General features: G+C 71.8%; 19 protein-coding genes. 6 read left to right on the forward strand and 13 right to left on the reverse strand.

All coding sequences use genetic code 11. The annotated features are described in order from the left end of the window. Window positions 1–28 precede the first annotated feature (28 nt). A complete protein-coding gene (locus OG625_RS36060) occupies window positions 29–1,240 on the forward strand; it encodes a hypothetical protein (RefSeq protein WP_329389408.1) in 1,212 nt (403 codons plus the stop codon). Window positions 1,241–1,265: 25 nt separating this feature from the next. Next, complete coding sequence (locus OG625_RS36065) at window positions 1,266–2,384, forward strand: ABC transporter substrate-binding protein (RefSeq protein WP_329389409.1); 1,119 nt, start codon at window positions 1,266–1,268, stop codon at window positions 2,382–2,384. 29 nt (window positions 2,385–2,413) lie between these two features. On the opposite strand, the gene OG625_RS36070 is transcribed toward OG625_RS36065, so the two are convergent. Both OG625_RS36070 and OG625_RS36075 read right to left on the reverse strand, forming a co-directional pair. Further along, entirely contained in the window at window positions 2,414–2,893 is a 480-nt protein-coding gene (locus tag OG625_RS36070) for a VOC family protein (protein WP_329389411.1), read from the reverse strand. A 140-nt stretch (window positions 2,894–3,033) separates the two neighbouring features. After that, window positions 3,034–3,210, reverse strand: a complete 177-nt coding sequence (locus OG625_RS36075; protein WP_329389413.1) for a CsbD family protein — start codon at window positions 3,208–3,210, stop codon at window positions 3,034–3,036. Window positions 3,211–3,368: 158 nt separating this feature from the next. Here OG625_RS36075 and OG625_RS36080 point away from each other — a divergent pair, with 158 nt between their 5' ends. Beyond that, window positions 3,369–3,767, forward strand: coding sequence for a CBS domain-containing protein (locus tag OG625_RS36080; protein WP_443067835.1), 399 nt, complete (start codon window positions 3,369–3,371; stop codon window positions 3,765–3,767). A gap of 36 nt (window positions 3,768–3,803) precedes the next feature. Here the strand turns inward: OG625_RS36080 and OG625_RS36085 are convergent, their stop codons facing one another. The 4 genes from OG625_RS36085 to OG625_RS36100 all read right to left on the reverse strand — a co-directional run bounded on the left by OG625_RS36085 (window position 3,804) and on the right by OG625_RS36100 (window position 7,804). Next, a complete protein-coding gene (locus OG625_RS36085; protein ID WP_329389417.1) occupies window positions 3,804–4,208 on the reverse strand; it encodes an STAS domain-containing protein in 405 nt (134 codons plus the stop codon). Between the two features lie 24 nt (window positions 4,209–4,232). Further along, entirely contained in the window at window positions 4,233–4,598 is a 366-nt protein-coding gene (locus tag OG625_RS36090) for a helix-turn-helix transcriptional regulator (RefSeq protein ID WP_329389419.1), read from the reverse strand. A gap of 218 nt (window positions 4,599–4,816) precedes the next feature. After that, window positions 4,817–5,092 carry an isoamylase early set domain-containing protein gene (locus OG625_RS36095; protein ID WP_329389421.1) on the reverse strand — a complete coding sequence of 92 codons (276 nt, stop codon included), beginning with the start codon at window positions 5,090–5,092 and terminating at the stop codon, window positions 4,817–4,819. 228 nt (window positions 5,093–5,320) lie between these two features. Further along, window positions 5,321–7,804, reverse strand: a complete 2,484-nt coding sequence (locus tag OG625_RS36100) for a SpoIIE family protein phosphatase (RefSeq protein WP_329389423.1) — start codon at window positions 7,802–7,804, stop codon at window positions 5,321–5,323. 272 nt (window positions 7,805–8,076) lie between these two features. On the opposite strand from OG625_RS36100, the gene OG625_RS36105 reads away from it, so the two are divergent. Next, window positions 8,077–8,445 carry a PRC-barrel domain-containing protein gene (locus OG625_RS36105; RefSeq protein WP_329389425.1) on the forward strand — a complete coding sequence of 123 codons (369 nt, stop codon included), beginning with the start codon at window positions 8,077–8,079 and terminating at the stop codon, window positions 8,443–8,445. A 139-nt stretch (window positions 8,446–8,584) separates the two neighbouring features. On the opposite strand, the gene OG625_RS36110 is transcribed toward OG625_RS36105, so the two are convergent. Next, a complete protein-coding gene (locus OG625_RS36110; protein ID WP_329389427.1) occupies window positions 8,585–9,034 on the reverse strand; it encodes an SRPBCC family protein in 450 nt (149 codons plus the stop codon). A gap of 207 nt (window positions 9,035–9,241) precedes the next feature. On the opposite strand from OG625_RS36110, the gene OG625_RS36115 reads away from it, so the two are divergent. Both OG625_RS36115 and OG625_RS36120 read left to right on the forward strand, forming a co-directional pair. Next, window positions 9,242–10,309, forward strand: a complete 1,068-nt coding sequence (locus OG625_RS36115) for a mechanosensitive ion channel family protein (protein WP_329389429.1) — start codon at window positions 9,242–9,244, stop codon at window positions 10,307–10,309. A 553-nt stretch (window positions 10,310–10,862) separates the two neighbouring features. Next, window positions 10,863–11,534 carry a CPBP family intramembrane glutamic endopeptidase gene (locus OG625_RS36120; RefSeq protein ID WP_329389432.1) on the forward strand — a complete coding sequence of 224 codons (672 nt, stop codon included), beginning with the start codon at window positions 10,863–10,865 and terminating at the stop codon, window positions 11,532–11,534. A gap of 37 nt (window positions 11,535–11,571) precedes the next feature. Here OG625_RS36120 and OG625_RS36125 read toward each other — a convergent pair whose 3' ends face one another. From OG625_RS36125 to OG625_RS36150, 6 genes are all read right to left on the reverse strand, one after another. Beyond that, window positions 11,572–13,140, reverse strand: coding sequence for an alpha/beta hydrolase (locus tag OG625_RS36125; RefSeq protein ID WP_329389434.1), 1,569 nt, complete (start codon window positions 13,138–13,140; stop codon window positions 11,572–11,574). Window positions 13,141–13,549: 409 nt separating this feature from the next. Continuing rightward, window positions 13,550–14,452, reverse strand: coding sequence for an ectoine hydroxylase (thpD, locus tag OG625_RS36130; RefSeq protein WP_329389436.1), 903 nt, complete (start codon window positions 14,450–14,452; stop codon window positions 13,550–13,552). A 38-nt stretch (window positions 14,453–14,490) separates the two neighbouring features. Further along, window positions 14,491–14,895, reverse strand: coding sequence for an ectoine synthase (locus OG625_RS36135; protein ID WP_329389438.1), 405 nt, complete (start codon window positions 14,893–14,895; stop codon window positions 14,491–14,493). A gap of 43 nt (window positions 14,896–14,938) precedes the next feature. Next, the gene (ectB, locus tag OG625_RS36140) at window positions 14,939–16,207 is read right to left on the reverse strand and encodes a diaminobutyrate--2-oxoglutarate transaminase (protein ID WP_329389440.1); all 1,269 of its coding nucleotides are present in this window, start codon (window positions 16,205–16,207) and stop codon (window positions 14,939–14,941) included. Window positions 16,208–16,275: 68 nt separating this feature from the next. Further along, window positions 16,276–16,818: a diaminobutyrate acetyltransferase gene (gene ectA / locus OG625_RS36145; RefSeq protein WP_329389442.1), complete on the reverse strand. Its 543-nt coding sequence runs from the start codon at window positions 16,816–16,818 to the stop codon at window positions 16,276–16,278. 289 nt (window positions 16,819–17,107) lie between these two features. After that, on the reverse strand, window positions 17,108–18,475 hold the full coding sequence (locus OG625_RS36150) for a pyridoxal phosphate-dependent decarboxylase family protein (RefSeq protein ID WP_329389444.1): 1,368 nt from the start codon (window positions 18,473–18,475) through the stop codon (window positions 17,108–17,110). Between the last annotated feature and the right edge of the window lie 23 nt (window positions 18,476–18,498).

Genomic DNA, 18,498 nt, shown 5'->3' on the forward strand with positions numbered 1-18,498 from the left:
GCGCGGGGGTGAGCAGTAGCATCCCCGGATGCCGACCATCGAGACCCTGACACCGCAGGCCGGCGCGGCCGACGCCGCAGGACTGCGGGCGTACGACGCGGACCTGCTCGTGCGGTGCGCCGTCGACCCCGCCCAGCCCTGGTGGCGCCGGACGGCCTGTGTGGACGCGCTGACCGGCCGGGTGCCGCGGAGCGGGCTCGGTGAACTGCTCGACCGCGTCCGCGACACCGGTGACTCCGGGACGGTCCGGCAGGCCCTGCTGGTCCTCCTCTCCGACCGCGTGGAGCTCCTGCCCTGGCTGCGGCACGAGGACCGGCTCCGCGAGGACGCGTACGGCATGCCCCAGGCGGTCCTCCGAGCTCGCGCGGCCCTCGGGGACCGCACCGCGGCGGCCGGACTTGCGACGCTCGCGTTCAGCCACTGGCGGACCGAGCGGGCGGTCGGGGAAGCCGGGCTGGAGGCACTCACGGATCGGTACGGCGTAGAGGCGGTACTCGCCGAGCTCGACGGCGCCCGGCCCGAGGACCGGGCCGTCGCCGTGCGCCTGCGCGACCGGGCCGGCGGGGACGTCACCGACGCCCTCGCGGACCCCGACCCACAGGTGGCGCACCTCGCCCAATCACTGCTGACCTGCCCCGACCGGGTCCGCGCCTACCTGGCCGAGGCGCCGACGGCCGATGCCCAGCTGTGGGCCGCGTACGCCCTGAACCGGCTGACCGGGGACGTGGCCGAGACCCGGGCCGTGTACGAGGCGCTGGGGCGGCCCCGGGTGGAGGTCGCCGGCCTGGACGAGGAGCTGCGCCGCGCGATCGTGCACGAGTACGGGCCCGAGTGCGAGAAGCAGAGCGACCCGCGCTGGCGGGTCGAGGCCCTGTGCACGGAGCCTCCGCCACCGCCGGACGAGGAGCGGCAACTGGCCCTGGCCACGGCCGCGCTGACGGCGGCGGGGCTGGCCCCGAGCCCTCCGCTGTCCTGCGGCGACGCCCATCGCCAGGGCGGCGGCACGTACCACGTGATCGGGTACGGAGGGGCCGGGCAGGAGGTGCTGATCAGCACGCTGGGGAGGTTCGCGAGCGACCACGAGGACGATCCCGCCGCGCGCGCCGCCCTCGAAGCGGCCGGGTTCCGCTGGATCGACGGAGCCACCGGATCGGTCCGCGTCACGGACCTCGGCGTCTATTACTTCGGCGGCCGAGGCCCGCTCGACGTCCAGACGTTGCTCTTCTACTGGCAGGACTAGTCCGTCACACGGGAGACGCCGACACATGACCACGAAAACGCCACCATCGACACCCGGAGCGGGACGGACCGACGGCTCGTCCGTCCTGATCGGCGCTCTCGTTCCGCTGACCCGGCCCGGCTGGGTCGAGGCGGGCCGACACCTGCTCGCCGGCCTCGAACTGGCCGTTCGCGAGGTCAACGACGCCGGCGGGATCGCCGGAAGGCCACTGGAGCTGCTGGTCCGCGACACCGCGGCCGATCCGCAGAGGGCCGCGGCGGCCGTGGACGAGCTGGCCCGCCTGGGCGTGGCCGCCCTGGCGGGGGAGTACCACAGCGTTGTCGCCCGCGCCGCTGCGGCCCGGGCCGACGCCCTCGGCCTGCCGTTCCTCTGCTCGTCGGCGGTTCTCGACGCGCTCACCGACCAGCCGACGGACCGGGTCGCGCGCCTCGCCCCGGCGCAGTCCCACGGCTGGAGGATCTACGCGGACTTCCTCCTCGGCGCGGGCCACCGTCGCATCGCCGTGGCGGCCGAGCAGAGCGTGTACTGGGCATCCGGGACCCGCATCCTGCGCGACCACCTCGCGCCCCGCGGCGGCACCGTCGTCGAACTCGACGCGCGCGCACTCGCCCCCACGGCCGTGTGCGACGAACTCGTCGCCCGTCGCGCGACAGCCCTGCTCCTCCTGGTCGGCCATCCGGAGCCGGCCGTGCCGATCGTCAAGGCCGTCCGCCGCGACCGGCGCCTCGCCGACATCACGATCGGAGCTCCGGCCGGGCAACCGGAGTTCGCCGAATGGGCGACGCTGCTGGGCGACGACGGCGCCGCGATCCCGTTCCTGCGCTACCTGCCCGAGCGCCTCACCCCACTCGGTGCACGAGTCGGGACGGCCCTGCGCGAGCGGCTGGCCGAAGCGCCCTCCTTCGTCGCCTTCGAGGGCTACGACACGGTCGCCGTCCTCGCCGACGTGCTGCGTTCTCACGGCGCGGACCGGGCGCGCACCGCCGCGTCCTGGCCGAGCGTCGCGGTCGAAGGCACCCGCGGGCGGATCCGGTTCTCCCGCACGCCGGGCATCGGCGTATGGCAATGGGCTTGGCCGCCGGTCCAGGTCGTCGATCGCGATCCGGCGGAACCCGAGCGCTTCCGGATCCTCCACGCGCGCTGAGCGAGCGGGAGCGGGGCGCCTGCGGCGCCTCAGATGTCCACCGCCCGCGGTGCATCGCCCGGTGTTCCGGCCGTGAGCGCGGCGAAGTCGGGCAGGATCAGGGAGCCGTCCTCGGCCAGGGTGAAGCCGGGGTTGTGGGCGATCTCCCAGGCATGGCCGTCGGGGTCGGTGAAGACTCCCGAGTAGAAGCCGATCGCGTTGACGGCGGCGGGACGGGTGACGGTGCCGCCGGCCTCCGAGGCGACGCCGAGGAGGGCGTCCACCTCGGCGTCCGTACGTACGTTGTGCGCCAGGGCGATGCCCCCGAACCCGGCGGGCGGCGGGGAGTCGGGCAGCCCGCAGTCCGCGGCCAGTTTCCGGCGGTCCCACAGGACCATGGCCATACCGCCCGCCTGGTGGAAGACCGTCTCCTCGACTTCGGTGCCGCGCCATCCGAGCGCCGCGTAGAAGCTCTTGGCGCGGGCGAGGTCCGAGACCCCCAGGGTGACCAGGCTGATCCGCTGTTCCATCCCGCCACCGTAACGGCCGGGCGCGGCCGTGGCCGGGACCGGGAGGCAGGCGGCCGGTCGGCGGGCCGGGGGAGGCCGCCTCCGGACGGCGTCCGGACGCGGCCTTCGTACGGGTAAGCACGCGGTGGGCATACGCCCCGCTACTTCTTCTTGAAGACGTCCTTGATCTTCTCCTTGGCCTCGCGCGCCTCGCCCTTGACCTGCTCGGCGCGTCCCTTCGTGGTGAGGCGCTCGTTGCCGACGGCGCGGCCCGTGGCTTCCTTGGCCTTGCCCATGGCCTGTTCCTTCTTGGCCCGCATCTTCTCTTCGCCCGACACGATGTCACTCCCCTCGTTCGGAATCGGTCCTGCGCAGCGTCTAACCCGTTCCCGGCACCCCAAACGCGTGGGCGTACGGCTCGCCGCGGCGGGTAGGCGCCGGGTAGGAACCGCTTCCAGCAGTGGGAGGAGCCATGACCCGACGAGTCCACGAGGTGATGACCGAGAAGCCGGTGACCGTCGAGAAGCTGACCTCACTGGCCGAAGCGGCACGCGTCATGCGGGACGCGGGGATCGGGGATGTTCTGGTCGTCGACGAGGGCCGGCTCTGCGGCATCCTCACGGACCGGGACCTCGTCATACGCGCCATGGCAGAGAATCGCGACCCTGCCGACACGACGGTGCAGGCGATCTGCAGCTCTGAACCGGTCACCGTCAGTCCCGGCGACGGGGTCGACCAGGCCGCCGATCTCATGCGCCGGCATGCGCTGAGGCGTCTGCCCGTGCAAACCGAGGACGGTGAACTCGTCGGAGTGGTCACCCTGGGCGACCTGGAGGTCGAACGGGATCCGGGGTCGGCTCTCGCGGCAATCTCGGCCGCCGAGCCGGACACCTGAGGCCCGCCGCCTACCCGCCGGGGCCGGCACGTCGGCCTACGGTGATGCGGCTGCCCCGCGCGGGCCGTCCACGGTGGTGAACACGTGGTGCGCGCCGGTGATCTCGAAGAGGCGGGAGACGCGGCGGCTGAGAGCGGTGAGCACGAGGCTCTTGCCGGTCTCGGCGGCCATCCTGTTCAAGTCCAGTAGCACGTGCAGGGCCGAGCTGTCGCAGAAGGTGACGTCCGAGAGGTCGATGTCGAGGCCGTGACGGCCGGCCTCCAGGGCCGAGGTGAGGTCCTCCCGCAGGGCGCTCGCGTGGTCCATGTCGATCTCCCCGTGCACGCGGGCCAGCACCCGCTGGGGACCCGGTTCGAAGTCCACGGAGACGGTGGCCGGGATCCTGGTGGCGCCGATGTTCGCGGAAGCTGCGGGAGGCGTGTACCGGAAGTGGGCGGGCATGGCCTGTCTCCCTTCAAAGCCATCTCAGGAGTTCGTGCGATCCGACCCCGCCCGGCGCCCGGCCGGGGCGGGCCGGGTCTCATCGCCCGGTGAGGGGTCGAGCTGGGCAAGCAGCATCAGGAGATCAGCGACCTCGTGGCGGCCTTCGGCCGGGTGGCGGAAGAGGGTGCCGGGCGTGATCCGGTAGCGGTTGCGGCGGCCGTGGCGGGCCCGTGTGAGGTAGCCGGCACTCTCCAGGTCGGTGACGATGGCCTGGGCCGCGCGTTCGGTCAGCCGGCACGCCGCGGCCATGTCGCGCAGCCGGGTTTCCGGATTGCGCTGGATCATCGCGAGGATCCGGGCGTGGTTGGTGACGAACGTCCAGCTGGTTCGCGGCTCGACAGGCTCCATGCCCGAATTATACGATCCACGATTCCGGTTTCGCCAGACCGGAATCCTGCGTCCGTCCGCGGGCCGGGGAGCGTGTGGCCGCCGGGCGCCGGCCGGGCGGGATGCGGCCCCCGTCGCAGCCATGAGGCCAGGACCGCACCCCGCACCGGGCCCCTACCCGGGGCGGGGGAGGCGACACGTTCGCCGTCCTCCGGAGCCGGTGGCGGCGGGAGGGGGGATCAGGTGTGGAGGCGGCTGTTGGAACCGTCCTGGTCGCCGGCGGTGTCGTCGTTGAACCAGTAGTCACCGGCAGCCAGGTAGCGGAACGAGTAGGTGCGCTCGCCGGCCAGCTCGACGGTGACGGCGCGCTTGCCGTCCTTGCGCGGCTTCAAGGTGTGGGCACCGGGCTGCCAGTCGTTGAAGTCGCCCACGACACTGACCGGACCGGGCGGGGTGTGGGCGGGGAGGACGAAGGTGACCTCGGTGCGGTCCTTGCGCAGAGTGCGCTCCAGCATGGGGATGCTCCTGAAGGCAGGGCGGACGGTACGCCGCCCATCCTCGACGGACCACGGCCCGCCCGCGCGCCGACGCCACCACCCGGGGGCCAGGGTCACCCGCCCGCTGCGTCCGGTGACACCAATGGCGCCCGACCTCGGTTCGCGCGACCGGGTGGCCGCGTAGCGGCGCCCGGCGTACGAAGCGGGCCGCCACGGCGAGGAGCGGGGGCCGCGCGTGCTCCTCCGCTACGGACGCGGGCGCGTCGGGTCGTCCGGGACGTGGATGTCCAGTACGCAGATGTCGTCCCGGTTGCCCGGGCGCAGCGCGGCGAGCGTCCGGGCGAGGGTTTCGCCGTGGCCCTCCCGGAGGAGCCGCAGGGTGGCCGAGGCGAGCCGGTCGAGTCCGACGTCGATGTCCTCACCCGGGTCCTCCACGAGCCCGTCGGTGTAGAGCAGCAGGCGGTCGCCGGGCGTCAGGTCGATGACGGCCTGCCCGTAGGAGGCGGAGAAGCTGGCGCCGAGGAGGGGGCCCGGCGGCTGTTCGAGGAAGGTCGCCCGGTCGCCGCGTACCAGCAAGGGCGGCAGGTGTCCGGCCCGTACCCAGATCAGGCGACGATCCCAGGGCTGATAGCGGGCCATGACCATGGTGGCCGTGGCACCGCCGCTGGACGGGTCCGAAGCGGTATGGAGCAGGAGGGTGTTGAGCCGGTTCAGGACGTCGGGCAGGGGTGAGCCGGTGACGGTCATGCCCTTCGTGGTGAACCGCAGCTGGGCCATGGTGCCGACGGCGGCGAGACCGTGGCCGGCCACGTCTCCGACCACGAACAGCGCACTGTTGTCCGGCAGTTCGATGGCGCTGTACCAGTCGCCGCCGACATTGACTCCCCGGTCGGCGGGAACGTAGGCGACGTCGACGCACAAGCCGGCGAGTTCCAGGGACTGGTCGGGGATCGGCAGCAGGGTGTCCTGGAGGCTGGCGGCGAGCGCCCGTTCGGCCTGGAGCATGCCGCGCTGGAGGAGCATGGCGCGCTCGCTCTCGCGCAGGGCGAGCTCCGCGCCGCGCTGCGCGCTGAGGTCCTGGAAGAAGCCGTGCACCTCGACCGGGGTGCCGTCCACGTCCGTCTGGGCCTCGGCAACGATCCGCAGGTGGCGTGCGCCGTGGCCGGTGGTGATCCGGAAGGGCTGGTCGATGGCCACCCCCTTGGCCAGGAGCCGCTGGACGGCGGAGCCCAGCTTCGGCAGGTCGTCCGGGACCACGTGCCGCGGCAGTTCCTTTAGTGTCAGCGGCCCGTCGCCCGGGTCACGGTCGAAGATGGCGTAGACCTGATCGGACCAGGTGACGGTTTCCGCAGCCAGGTCCCATCCCGCCCAGCCGAGGTTGCCCAGCCGCTGCATGTCGGCCAGCCGCCGTGCCTGGCGCTCGTCGGTGTCGTGGCGGATCCAGGAGACGACCAGGCGGTCACCCAGTCTGGAGGCCCGGACCGAGTAGACGGACTGCCGCGGGGCACCGGCGGCCACCTCCTGGTAGGTGAAGGGCTCGCCTTCGTACCGGGTTCCCGTCGTGAGCGTCTCCAGGTATCCGTCCCACAGCGCTGTGCCCGCCACGGTCGGGTACGTCTCCAGGATCCGGCAGCCGACGAGCTCCTTGCCGCGCCGCCCGGCGACGTCCACCGACTCGGGCGCCGCCGCGTCGATGCGGTAGTCCTCCACCTCACCGGCCTCCGAGCGCAGCGGGGTCAGCAGGATCGCGGGCCCGGCCAGCGCGTCCAGGACCCGCTGGACGGCCGTCACGTCGACATCGGGCCGGGCCCCCTCCGGGCCGGCATACCGGGGCCCCTCCGGCATCCCCAGCGGGCCCGCGCACAACCGGGCCGCCCGCAGCAGCAGCGCCCGGACGTCGGCCGCGAAGGGGCCTGGCCGGGTCCGAAGGAAGCCGATGGCCGTGTTCGGGGGCCCGTCGGCGGGGACGGGGAGCCAGGCGCGGGAGGGCCACCGGTCCGGCGGGTCCCCGATCAGGAGGTAGCGGCGCGCGTCCTGCGCCGGGTCCTCCAGCCACACGGGCCGGCGCTCGGCGATCGCCTCGTGCGCGGCGACGCCGCTGAGCGGGGGGATCCGGCGCCACTGCTCGGCCAGCTCGTCGTCGATGCCGGCGTGGCCGGTCAGCTCCAGGCTTCCGGCGGAGGTCAGGGCGTAGATCATCACCGCGTCCACCCCGGCATCCCCGCCGAGCAGGGTCCGCAGCAGCTCCGCGATGTCGTCACCGCTGTGTGCCGAGGTCAGGCCGTCGGCGAGCCGGGCCGGCAGCGGGCGCGGCACGGCCTCGTGGTCGCGACGGCCGACGCGACGCCCGACAGGACGTCCGACGGGACGGTGTCCGGCACCGAACGCCGAGGCGGCCGGTTTCCTCCCCGCGCCGGGGGCTGCGGGGGCTGCGGACGGGGGCGTGGTTCCGGGCGGCGGGCGCGGGTGAATCTGCCCCAGGGTGATCCAGCACTCCTCCAGCAGGGTGCGGCCCTGCTCCTCGGCGCGGCCGAGGAGCGTCTCGTGGGCCGTGTGGGCGGATACGCCCGCCTGGGCCATCAGTACGCCCTTGGCCCGCTCGACGACGGCCGCGGTCGCGGCGAGGCCCGCCAGGTCCTCGACTTCCGATCGCAGCCTGGCCACCACCTTGGCGAGCGCCACTACCTCGGGTGCGGCGCCCTCGCCCGCAGGCGCGGCATCGCCCTTCATCCTTTGAGCATGGCACGGCCGCCCTCGGCGCGCGCCCAGGTGGGGCGGGCCCCTCACGGTGACCCCGGCGCGGCTGTAGTCCAGCGGGCACGTACGAGTCGACACCGCCGGCGGCCGCACCGCCTTCGCCCCGCGCCCCGGTGAATGAAGGGCGGAGGGTCGGGCACACGAGTGCGGACGGGGCACGAATGCTGCGCCGTACGGCATCGAAGGAGGGAGGGGCGGTGGGGAAACCCGTGCCCTCCCCTGTCTGATGGAGGAGTTGTTTTCGCGTGACTGAGCATGTGTGGAGTTACAGGCCGACCGCGGGCCACCTGGCCGGCACCGATCTGACCGGATACAAGGTCGAGGCGACCGACGGCAGCATCGGCAAGGTCGACAAGCACTCCTACGAGGTCGGTGACGCCTACCTGGTCGTCGACACCGGTGTGTGGATCTTCGGCAAGGAGGTGCTGCTCCCGGCGGGCACGGTGTTCCGGATCGACCCGGCCGAGGAAAAGGTCTACGTCGACAGCACCAAGGAGCAGATCAAGAACGCCCCGGCGTTCCACCGCCACGAGCACCTCGGCGACATCGCGTACCGAGAGGAGCTCGGCGCGTACTACTCCGCCGGCGGCCCGTTCGGTCACCGCCTCGTCTGACCCGGTACCGGGGGATGGGCCCGAACTCGACGAGTTCGGGCCCATCCCGTGTCCGCCGCTGCGGTCGGCTCTGCCTACGTGTATCCGACGCAGCCGCAGCCAGTGGCCGCCGACCGGCCCTGCAAGCTCCTGCAGGCGGTCAGACCGCGCCGCGCCAGGCGCCCGTCTCCACCCCGCGCGACTCGATGAACAGCTTGAACCGCTTCAGATCACCCGCGACCTGACGCCGGACGAAGCCGAGCTTGTCGGCGGCCGTCTCGGCCAGCCCTTCGGGCACCCAGTTCATGTGCAGGACGATCTTGGTGGCGGTCGCGTCGATCGGCTGGAAGGTGACGAGCCCGGCCTGCAGGGCCTCCCCGTCGACCGTCATCCACGCGACGCGCCGGTCCGGGAGCTGCTCGGTGATCTGCGCGTCGAACTCTCGCCGCACACCGTTCACGTTCGTCACCCAGTGGGTGAGCGTGTCCGTGCGCTGGTCGATGCGTTCGACTCCCTCCATGAAGGCGGGGAACTCCTCGAACTGCGTCCACTGGTTGTACGCCGTGCGCACGGGGACGTTGACCTCCACGTACTCCTCGACGTGCGACATGTACACCCCTTCCGTGTCGTCGGCAGTCCCGCACCCTGAGGTACGGGCTGCCGTCAGGACGTATCGAGGCCCGGCTACCCGCCTTTGAGGACCCCATGCACGAGGCCGAGTCGCCCGCGGTGTCCGCGGTGGCGCCGCGCCCGCGTCAGCCCGCTCCCACGGGGCATGCGAGTGAACGCCCTTGTCGCCGACATCCCTTGGGGAGTCATGAACAGCGCTCTGCTCCTGCCGACCGTCCTGGGAGGCTCGATCCTCACCACCGTCGTGGCCGGATGGGCCGCCGACCTGCTGCTGCGCCGGGCCGACGCACGACACCCGGAAACGCCCCTGTGGAACCTGCTGCGCCGTTGCCGCAGCCCCCTGCACATCGTGCTGCTCGCCGCGCTGCTCAAGGGCGCCTACCGGCACATCGCATGGCCGCCGGTGCACGACAACGCGGCCACCGTGGGCAGGATCCTCTCGCTCGCCCTGATCGGTGCCGGGGCCTGGCTGATCGTGGCGGTGGCCTCCGCCGTCGTCGAGTCGGGGTACGCCCGCTACGCAACCGGTACCCGAGACCCTGCCCGGGTGCGCCGGGTCCGCACCCAAGTGACGCTGATCATGCGGGTGGTGGCGGTCGTGGTGGGAGTCGTCGCAGTCGCTGCCATGCTCCTCACCTTCCCGGGTTTCCGCGCGCTCGGCACCTCCCTGCTGGCCTCCGCCGGGATCATCGGAATCGTGGCCGGCGTCGCGGCCCAGTCCGCGCTCGGCAACCTCTTCGCCGGCTTCCAGATCGCCTTCGGCGACATGGTGCGCATCGGTGACACGGTCGTGGTCGCAGGCGAGTGGGGAGTGGTGGAGGACATCACCCTCACCTTCCTCGCCGTACGCACGTGGGACGAGCGCCGGATCACCATGCCCGTCTCGTACTTCACCACGCGGCCCTTCGAGAACTGGTCCCGTGGTGGCGCCGAGATGACCGGCAGCGTGTTCTTCCACTGCGACCACACCGCGCCCGTCGACCTCATGCGCGACAAGGTCCGCGAGATCCTGCACAGCTGCCGGGAGTGGGACGGCCGCGGCTGGGACCTCGCCGTCACGGAGACGACGCCCTCCACCATCGTGGTGCGGGCCGTCGTCACGGCCAAGGACCCGGACGATCTGTGGACGGTGCGCTGCGCCGTACGGGAGCAGCTGATCGCCTGGATCGCCGAGAAGCACCCGGACGCCCTGCCGCGCGTCCTCTTGGGCCCGGCACCGGCATCGCGAGACGCCGCAGCCGAGCGCAGCCGATGAACTCACCCCGAACAGCTCCGGCGGGGAGCCGCCCGGTGGACCCGCATCGGATCCCTACCGGATCAGGGTGTTCTTGGTCTGCTGGTCGTGCAGGGTTCGCAGCGCTGCTGACCAGTTACAAGGCCACAGACTGTGCCGGGTGATGGGACGCTGGTCCGCGAATGGCCCGGATCTTGGTCCGCCCGGAATCCAGATGCTGCCGGACGGGCCCCGCGTGCCCGAGGCCACCAGGGTGCGCGCGCCAAGCCGCTCACACGCAGGCCGGCGCGGTTCCTCCATGGCGGGGGCCGCCATGATGTCGCCGCCGATGACGTGAAGGCCTCACCCAGCCGTGCCCGTCTGACACGGGCGTTCGCGATCGAGCGCCTCGGGGAGGTGCCCGGTAGCGTGGGGCCAGGGGAGGGTGAGACGGACCGTGGGCGAAACCGAAGGACAGACCCCCATGCCCTGCCGCGACCCCGACGATGCCGAGCGGCGCCGGCTACCAGGGCGCCGCGCCGCGGGCGGCATACCGCGGAGCCGATGCCTCAGACGGATCGGCACCTGGCCGGCCGTGGGACTCACGGTGGCCGTTCTCGTCGCCGCCAACCTGGTCATGCACGTCTGGAGTGGCCTGTTCGGCCTGATGACGGCCGTCGTGGTCAGCGTCCTGCTGCTCGGTGTGCTCCGCTGGGCCGGCGGTACCCGGGCGGACGCGGGCCTGGCGCCCGGCACACTGGCCCGCGGTGCCCGTTGGGCGCTGGTCCTCATCGGCCTGGTCGGCGCCGTCTACCTCGTGGGGGCCCTGTTGCCGGCCACTCGAACGCTGTTCGAGGACCGGCGGTACGACGGGATGAGCGGGAGCGAGCTGATGCTGCGTGTTCTCGTGCTGGTCCCCGTCGGCACCGTCCTGGTGGAGGAGATCGCCTTCCGCGGCGTGCTCTACGGTCTGGTGTGCCGCGACCGCGGGGCGGTATGGGCGACCACCGTGTCGAGCCTGCTGTTCGGCCTGTGGCACGTGCTGCCGTCCCTGCACCTGGCGACGGCGAAGCCCGCCCTGACCACGGTCTTCGGAGACTCCGAGCTCGGCGGCGCCCTGGCGGTCGTGGCGGCCGTGCTGTTCACGGCGGCAGCGGGCGTCCTGTTCTGCGAGCTGCGTCGCCGTAGTGGCAGTCTGCTGGCTCCCATGGGCCTGCACTGGGCGGTCAATGCGTTCGGTTACGTGGCCGGGTTCGTGCTGGGCTGACCGCGCGGCGGCAAAGGCCCCGTGGCGGTCGGGCGGCTCAGCCTTCCGGCCGGATGATGTCCCTCAGCCGGTCCAGGTCCTGCGCCGTGAATCCGGTCGGCCGCATGACGGCATTCCAGCCGTCGACGTACGCGGCCTTGTACGTGTGGCCGTGGCCGTCCGGTACGCCGGTGGAGAACGGCAGGTCGGCGGTGACCTGCCAGAAGGTCACGAAGGGCATCCAGACCATCGCGCCGAGCACGTCCTTCCCGGGCGCCTGACCGATCCAGTCGGGTTCGGAGAGGGCCAGGTTCGGGCTCCACCAGACGATCGGGTCCGAAGGGTGCATCAGGTAGAGCACCCTCGTGCCGTCCCACGGCAGGTCCGCCGGCGGCATCCCGGCAGCCGGGTCGTCGGTGAACCGGACGGTCCGCCCCTCCTTGTAGACGGGGCCGATCTCGGGACTCCCCGGGTCGCGCTGATCGCTGAACTCGCGGAACAGGGTGTTGAAGTTGGGCGGGCCGGCGAACAGGGTGCCGGCGGTGCGGTTGCGCAGGTCGTACTCCCCGCTGAAGGCCGTCTCACCGCCGAACGACCCCAGGCTCTCGCCCGCCACGAACAACTGTGGACGCTCGTCTTGGGGCAGCTTGGACCAGACGTCGTAGACCGCGTCGAAGAGTTCGCGGCCCGCCTCGCGCGCCTTTGACTGGTCGACGAGATAGGACAGCCACGACGGCAGGTACGAGTACTGCATCGCCACGGTGGCCGAGTCGCCGTTGCCGAGGTACTCGAACGAGTCGACGGCGGCGGGATCGACCCAGCCGCTTCCCGTGGTGGTCGTCACGAGCAGGTTCGCGCGCTTGAATCCTCCCGCCCGTTCGAGGTCCGCGACGGCTCGGGCCGCCCGTGTCTCCGCGTCGTCGGAGGTCGACAGCCCGGCGTAGGCCCGGACGGGCTCCTGCGCCGTGCGGTGGCTGAACGCGCCGATGTCCGCGGCCGTCGGTCCGCTGCCGGTGAAGGCCCGGCCCTGCCGGCCCAGCGAGTCCCACGGCACGAGAGATCCGGGCCCGCCCGAGCGCAGGGTCGATGTCGGCTGATGCACGCCTTCCGGCGTCTCGGTGTCACGCAGCGAGAACGCCTCGTTGGCCGCGTTCACGAAGCCGCCCAGCAGCACCCCGCTGAACACGGACCACGCCAGGCCCGCCACCACGAGCCAGCCGACCACCCGCGCCGCCCGCCGGCCGATCCAGCGCCCGAGCAGGCCGGCGGCCCCGTGGTACAGGCGCCGGAGCCCCCGCCCGGCCATCAGCAGGAGGTAGAAGACGAGAACGGCGACGAACGGGCAGGCGATGGTGGTGAGGACGTTGTAGTCGGTGACCCCCATGAGCCGGCGGATCTCGTGCTGCCAGTACTGTCCGAGCCCGAACGCGACGCCGAACAGCACGATCGTGCAGACGAGCAGGAGGAGCCATGACCTGCGCGAAGGGCTCCGCGCGTCCCGGTCGGCGAAAGCGCGCCACACGTAGGCCGCGATCACGCCGAGCCCGTAGCCGATGGCCGCGCTGATGCCACAGACCAGTCCTTGGAGGATGCCTCCGCGGGGAAGCAGCGACGGAGTGAAGGACAAGCACGCCAGGACGAGCGCGCCCCAGCAGCCGGGCAGCGTGGCGTGGGGCAACCGGCGTCGCTTTCCGGAGCCGGGGGACGGCTCGACGCGCTCGGCATCCCCTGGAGCGTCGTCCCCGGACCCGGCCGCCTCCGTGCCGCCAGGCCGGTCCACCCGGCCGTCGTCCTTGCGCGACGGTGGCCCGTCCGACGGAGACGGCGGAGACGCTGGTGGGTCATGAGTCATGGCTGTCCTCCGGGGCAATGATCCCAAGGCCCGGCCTGCCGCGCCATCCGGGCCACTGCCCCGAGTCCCCCACGAGCCTGACCGCATCCGCGTCCCGTGCGGCCGATCACATCGCGGGGCGGAAGAGCGGGGAGCGGCCGACCCTGCCGGGCAGGTGCCCGGCAGGGTCGGCCGGTCGGTCGCGTCAGCGCAGGGGGGTGAAGTCCTGCGAGGCGATGTATCCGGGTCGGCGCACCGGGGCCGCGAAGGGCTTCGCCGGGCGGTTCTCGACGCTGTTGAAGACGATGAACACGTTGCTGCGCGGGTAGGGCGTGATGTTGTCACCCGAGCCGTGCATCGCGTTGCAGTCGAACCAGGTGGCCGAGCCCGCCTTGCCGGTGAAGAGCTTGATGCCGCAGGCCGAGGCGAACTTCGTCAGCGCCTCGTCCGACGGCGTGCCGGCGTCCTGCATCTGGAGGGACTTCTTGTAGTTGTCCTTCGGCGTCGCGCCCGCACAGCCCAGGAAGCTCCGGTGGGAGCCCGGCATGATCATCAGGCCGCCGTTGGTGGCGTAGTTCGGCGTCAGGGCGATGGACACCGACACGGTGCGCATGTGCGGCAGGCCGTCCTCGGCGTGCCAGGTCTCGAAGTCGGAGTGCCAGTAGAAGCCGCTGGCGCCGAACCCGGGCTTGACGTTGATCCGGGACTGGTGCACGTACACCTCGGAGCCCAGGATCTGTCGCGCGCGCCCCACGACGCGCGGATCGGCGGCGAGGGCCGCGAACGCCTCGCTGATCCGGTGGACCTCGAAGACGGAGCGCACTTCACGGGACTTCGGCTCCACGATGGACCGCTCGTCGGCCAGCGTCGAAGGGTCACGGAGCAGCCGGTCCATCTCGGCCCGGTAGCCGTCCACCTCGTCCGGCGTGATGAGTTCGTCGACGGACAGGAAGCCGTCGCGCTCGTAGCTCTCCAGCTCGTGGGCCCACATCGGGCCCGGCGTGCCGGGCTCGGACCAGACGACGGGGTCCGCCCGGCCGGTGAGCACCTCCTCGGAGCCCCGGGTCGGATACAGGTCGTTCACAGTGCGGGTCGATGCGTGGGTCATGGTGGTGCCTGCCTCTCCTCTCTGCGCGTGTGCGTACGTCAGCTGTGGTCGGGTTCGGTCAGCAGTGGGTACACGCCGTTCTCGTCGTGGTCCTCCCGGCCGGTCACGGGCGGGTTGAAGACGCACAGGCAGCGGAACTCCTGCTTCACGCGGAGGGTGTGCCGCTCGTGCCCGTCGAGGAGGTACATGGTTCCCGGCGTGATCGTGTAGGTCCGGCCCGTCTCCTCGTCCGTGAGCTCGGCCTCCCCCTCCGTGCAGACCACGGCCTCCACGTGGTTCGCGTACCACATGGACGTCTCGGTGCCGGCGTACAGGACGGTCTCGTGCAGGGAGAAGCCGACGCGTTCCTTGGCCAGGACGATGCGCTTGCTCTCCCAGGTGCCGGAAGCCGCCCTGACGTGGCGGTCGGTTCCCTCGATGTCCCGGAACGAGCGGACGATCATGGTGGTGCCCTTCGTGGTGTGGGGGTTCGGTGCGGGGGTCCGGTCAGGCGGCTTCGCGGACGGAGCGGGCGAGGATGCCGAGACCCTCGTCGAGTTCGTCGCCGGTGACGGTGAGCGGCGGGAGCAGCTTCACGACCTCGCCCTCGGGGCCCGAGGTCTCCAGGAGGAGACCGTGCTCGAAGGCCTTTCGGCACACCTCCGCGGCGCGCTCCTTGTGGGCGAACTCGATGCCCCAGACCAGTCCGCGGCCGCGGTACGTCGCACCCAGCCGGACGTGTTCGGCACACAGCTCGCGCAGCGCGCTCTCGACGCGCCTGCCCTGTATGAGCGTCCGCTCGCGCAGGACGCCGTCGCCCCAGTAGGTCTCCAGGGCCGCGGTCGCGGTGACGAAGGCCGGGTTGTTGCCGCGGAAGGTGCCGTTGTGCTCGCCCGGCTCCCAGAGGTCCAGTTCGGGCTTGAACAGGCACAGGGACATGGGGAGTCCGTAGCCGCTGATGGACTTGGACAGCGTGACGATGTCGGGGGTGATGCCCGCCTCCTCGAAGGAGAAGAACTCGCCGGTCCGGCCGCAGCCCATCTGGATGTCGTCGACGATCAGCAGCATGTCGCGGCGCCGGCACAGGTCCGCGAGGGCGCGGAGCCATTCCGCGCGGGCCACGTTGATCCCGCCCTCGCCCTGGATCGTCTCGACGATGACCGCCGCCGGATGGTTGAGGCCGGAGCCCTGGTCCTCCAGCAGGCGCTCGAACCAGAGGAAGTCGGGGACCCTGCCGCCGAGGTAGTTGTCGAAGGGCATCGGGGTGCCGTGGACCAGGGGGATGCCGGCGCCGGCCCGCTTGAAGGCGTTGCCCGTGACGGCGAGGGAGCCGAGCGACATGCCGTGGAAGGCGTTGGTGAAGGACACGACCGACTCGCGGCCCTTGGCCTTGCGCGCGAGCTTCAGCGCCGCTTCGACGGCGTTGGTCCCGGTCGGCCCGGGGAACATCACCTTGTAGGGCAGGGCGCGGGGTTCGAGGACGCGGGACCGGAAGGTCTCGAGGAAGGCCCTCTTGGCGGTCGTCGACATGTCGAGCGCGTGCGTGATGCCGTCCCGCTCCAGGTAGTCGAGCAGGGCCCGTTTGAGGACGGGGTTGTTGTGGCCGTAGTTCAGGGACCCGGCGCCCGCGAAGAAGTCCAGGTAGCCGCGGCCGTGTTCGTCGTACAGCCGGCTTCCCGTGGCGCGGTCGAAGACGACGGGCCAGGCGCGGCAGTAACTGCGCACCTCGGACTCCAGGGTCTCGAAGACGGACAGGACCGGCTCGGTCATGGTCAAGGGAACTCTCCAGTGAACGTGGGGGTGTTCGGTACGCGGTGCCCGGAGTGGGGCCGGGCGGGACCCGATCAGAAGTGGAGCGGCTCGATGCGGTGCAGGACCTCAGGGTCGTGCCCGCCGTCCGGGAACTCCTCGGCGGCGAACAGTACTTCGCGCGTGAGCGTGGCGCCGTGCCGTGCGGCGTACGAGGCGAACAGTCGCTCCGACGCGAGGTTTCCGGGGGAGATGGTGGTCTCCAGGGCGCTCAGACCGTGTTCCGCCGCCACACGGGCGGAGAGGCCGTCGAGCAGGGCCCCGGCGATGCCCAGGCCGCGGACGGATTCGTCGACGGCGATCTGCCAGACGAACAGGGTCCCGGGGCTTTCGGGCCGCAGGTATCCGCTGACGAATCCGACGGCCCGGCCGGACGGGTCGCGGGCCACCGCGGAGGTGCCGGCGAAGTCACGGCACCAGAGGAGATAGCTGTAGGACGAGTTGAGGTCCAGAGTCCTGGAGTCGCGAGCGAGGCGCCACAGCAGGGGGCCGTCACCCGGTCGGGGGCGGTCGATGTGCGTCGTCGGGGCGTTCGGGACGGTTTTTCGGTAATGGGCCAGTTCTGCATGGGCAGTCATGCGGGCCGAAGTTACCCAGGGCCGGAGCAAAATGCATGGCCCCAAGGGGTTGTGGGACTGGTGTGGCAGTTGATACATGCAGACGCCTTCGCGGGGTCGTGAAGTGCCGGCGATGAGCCCGGATCTCTATGAGAAATGCCGACATTTCCACCCGACCCTCGGGTTTATAACGAGCGGATAACGTCTTCGTCCTGTCTCATTTTTGCCACTTGAATGTGATGTGTTCGTCGGCCGATCTGGGGTTTCGATCACAGCGGCGCGGTTAAAGGGGCAGGTCACGGAATGCGCGTCAGGCGCTGATGGACGCGCGCCGGATCGATTCGAGTGCGCGCGCCACGTCGTCGTCGGTCGTCGACCAGTTGCTCACCGAGATGCGCATGACGCGCCGCCCGTGCCAGGTGGAGCCGCTGATCCACGCCGTGCCGTCGTCGAGCAGCCGGGCGAGTACCCGCTCCGTGCGCTCGTCGTCGCCGAACTCGGCGCAGACCTGGGTGAACACCACGTCATTGAGCACGGTCGCGCCGTCCGTCCAGGCGATGCCGGCGGCGAACGCGGCGGCGTGCCGGCACAGCCGCTCGACGAGGTCGGCCACGCCCGACCGGCCGAGGGACCTGAGCGCCGCCCACACGGGGAAGGCCCTGCCGCGCCGGGAGAGTTCGGGAACCTTGTCGACGGGGTCGCCCTGTTCGTCGTGGATGAGGTAGTCGCCGCGCAGACCCATCGCCGCCCGGACCGCGGACGGGTCGCGCACGATGGCGAGCCCACAGTCGTAGGGGACGTTGAGGGTCTTGTGGGCGTCCGTCGCCCAGGAGTCGGCGTCGGCGCAGCCCGCCGTCAGGTGCGCGTACCTCGGGGACGTGGCCGCCCACAGTCCGAAGGCGCCGTCCACGTGCACCCACGCGTCCGCCTCGCGAGCGGCACCGATCGTCTCGACGAAGGGGTCGAAGGCCCCGGAGTGGATGTCCCCGGCCTGCAGGATCACGATCGTGGGGCGCTGCCCGCCGGCCGCCAGGGCGTCCCGCAGGGCCGCGGGCTCGATGCGGCCTTGCCCGTCCGCGGTCACCAGTTCGGGCCGGCCGAGTCCCAGGTAGCGAAGTGCCAGGTCGATGGCCATGTGGCGGTCCTCGCCGGCGATGACCCGTACGGCCGGCCCGCCGGCGAGGCCATCGCCGGCGACGTTCCAGCCGGCCCGCCGCAGCACCGCGTCGCGCCCGGCTGCGAGGCAGGTGAAGTTGGCCATCGTGGCACCCGTGGTGAAGCCGACGGCGCTGTCGCCCGGTAGGCCGAGCAGATCCAGCAACCATGCGCCGGCGACCTCCTCAACCGCCGCGTACGCGGGAGAGGCGGCGCGCATCACACAGTTCTGGTCCCAGGCACTGACCAGCCAGTCCGCGGCGAGCGCGGCGGGTTCGGTGCCACCGACCACGAACCCGTAGAAGCGGCCGCTGGGAAACGCGGTGAGCCCCGGCTCACAGGCCGTGGCGAGCAGGTCGACGACGTCGGCGGGCGTGCCGGGAGCGTCGGGCAGCTCGGCACCGAGCGCGCGCACGATCTCATCGACCGAAGCGCGGGCGGGAACCCGGCGGTCGTTCAGGCTCGCCAGCCAGCGGATGGCATGGCTGTGTGCCTGTCGGAGCGCCGCCTCGCGCGCGTCCATACCTTGGACTATGAGCCTGCGGT

Origin of the sequence: Streptomyces sp. NBC_01351 (genome assembly GCF_036237315.1) — a bacterium.
GTDB lineage: Bacteria > Actinomycetota > Actinomycetes > Streptomycetales > Streptomycetaceae > Streptomyces.

Excerpts from the sequence above, each read along its gene's own strand:
- OG625_RS36060 (WP_329389408.1), top strand. The coding sequence starts at position 29 with ATGCCGACCATCGAGACCCTGACACCGCAGGCCGGCGCGGCCGACGCC.
- OG625_RS36065 (WP_329389409.1), top strand. The coding sequence starts at position 1,266 with ATGACCACGAAAACGCCACCATCGACACCCGGAGCGGGACGGACCGAC.
- OG625_RS36070 (WP_329389411.1), bottom strand. The coding sequence starts at position 2,893 with ATGGAACAGCGGATCAGCCTGGTCACCCTGGGGGTCTCGGACCTCGCC.
- OG625_RS36080 (WP_443067835.1), top strand. The coding sequence starts at position 3,369 with ATGACCGAGAAGCCGGTGACCGTCGAGAAGCTGACCTCACTGGCCGAA.
- OG625_RS36085 (WP_329389417.1), bottom strand. The coding sequence starts at position 4,208 with ATGCCCGCCCACTTCCGGTACACGCCTCCCGCAGCTTCCGCGAACATC.
- OG625_RS36090 (WP_329389419.1), bottom strand. The coding sequence starts at position 4,598 with ATGGAGCCTGTCGAGCCGCGAACCAGCTGGACGTTCGTCACCAACCAC.
- OG625_RS36095 (WP_329389421.1), bottom strand. The coding sequence starts at position 5,092 with ATGCTGGAGCGCACTCTGCGCAAGGACCGCACCGAGGTCACCTTCGTC.
- OG625_RS36100 (WP_329389423.1), bottom strand. The coding sequence starts at position 7,804 with ATGAAGGGCGATGCCGCGCCTGCGGGCGAGGGCGCCGCACCCGAGGTA.
- OG625_RS36110 (WP_329389427.1), bottom strand. The coding sequence starts at position 9,034 with ATGTCGCACGTCGAGGAGTACGTGGAGGTCAACGTCCCCGTGCGCACG.
- OG625_RS36115 (WP_329389429.1), top strand. The coding sequence starts at position 9,242 with ATGAACAGCGCTCTGCTCCTGCCGACCGTCCTGGGAGGCTCGATCCTC.
- thpD (WP_329389436.1), bottom strand. The coding sequence starts at position 14,452 with ATGACCCACGCATCGACCCGCACTGTGAACGACCTGTATCCGACCCGG.
- OG625_RS36135 (WP_329389438.1), bottom strand. The coding sequence starts at position 14,895 with ATGATCGTCCGCTCGTTCCGGGACATCGAGGGAACCGACCGCCACGTC.
- ectA (WP_329389442.1), bottom strand. The coding sequence starts at position 16,818 with ATGACTGCCCATGCAGAACTGGCCCATTACCGAAAAACCGTCCCGAAC.
- OG625_RS36150 (WP_329389444.1), bottom strand. The coding sequence starts at position 18,475 with ATGGACGCGCGCGAGGCGGCGCTCCGACAGGCACACAGCCATGCCATC.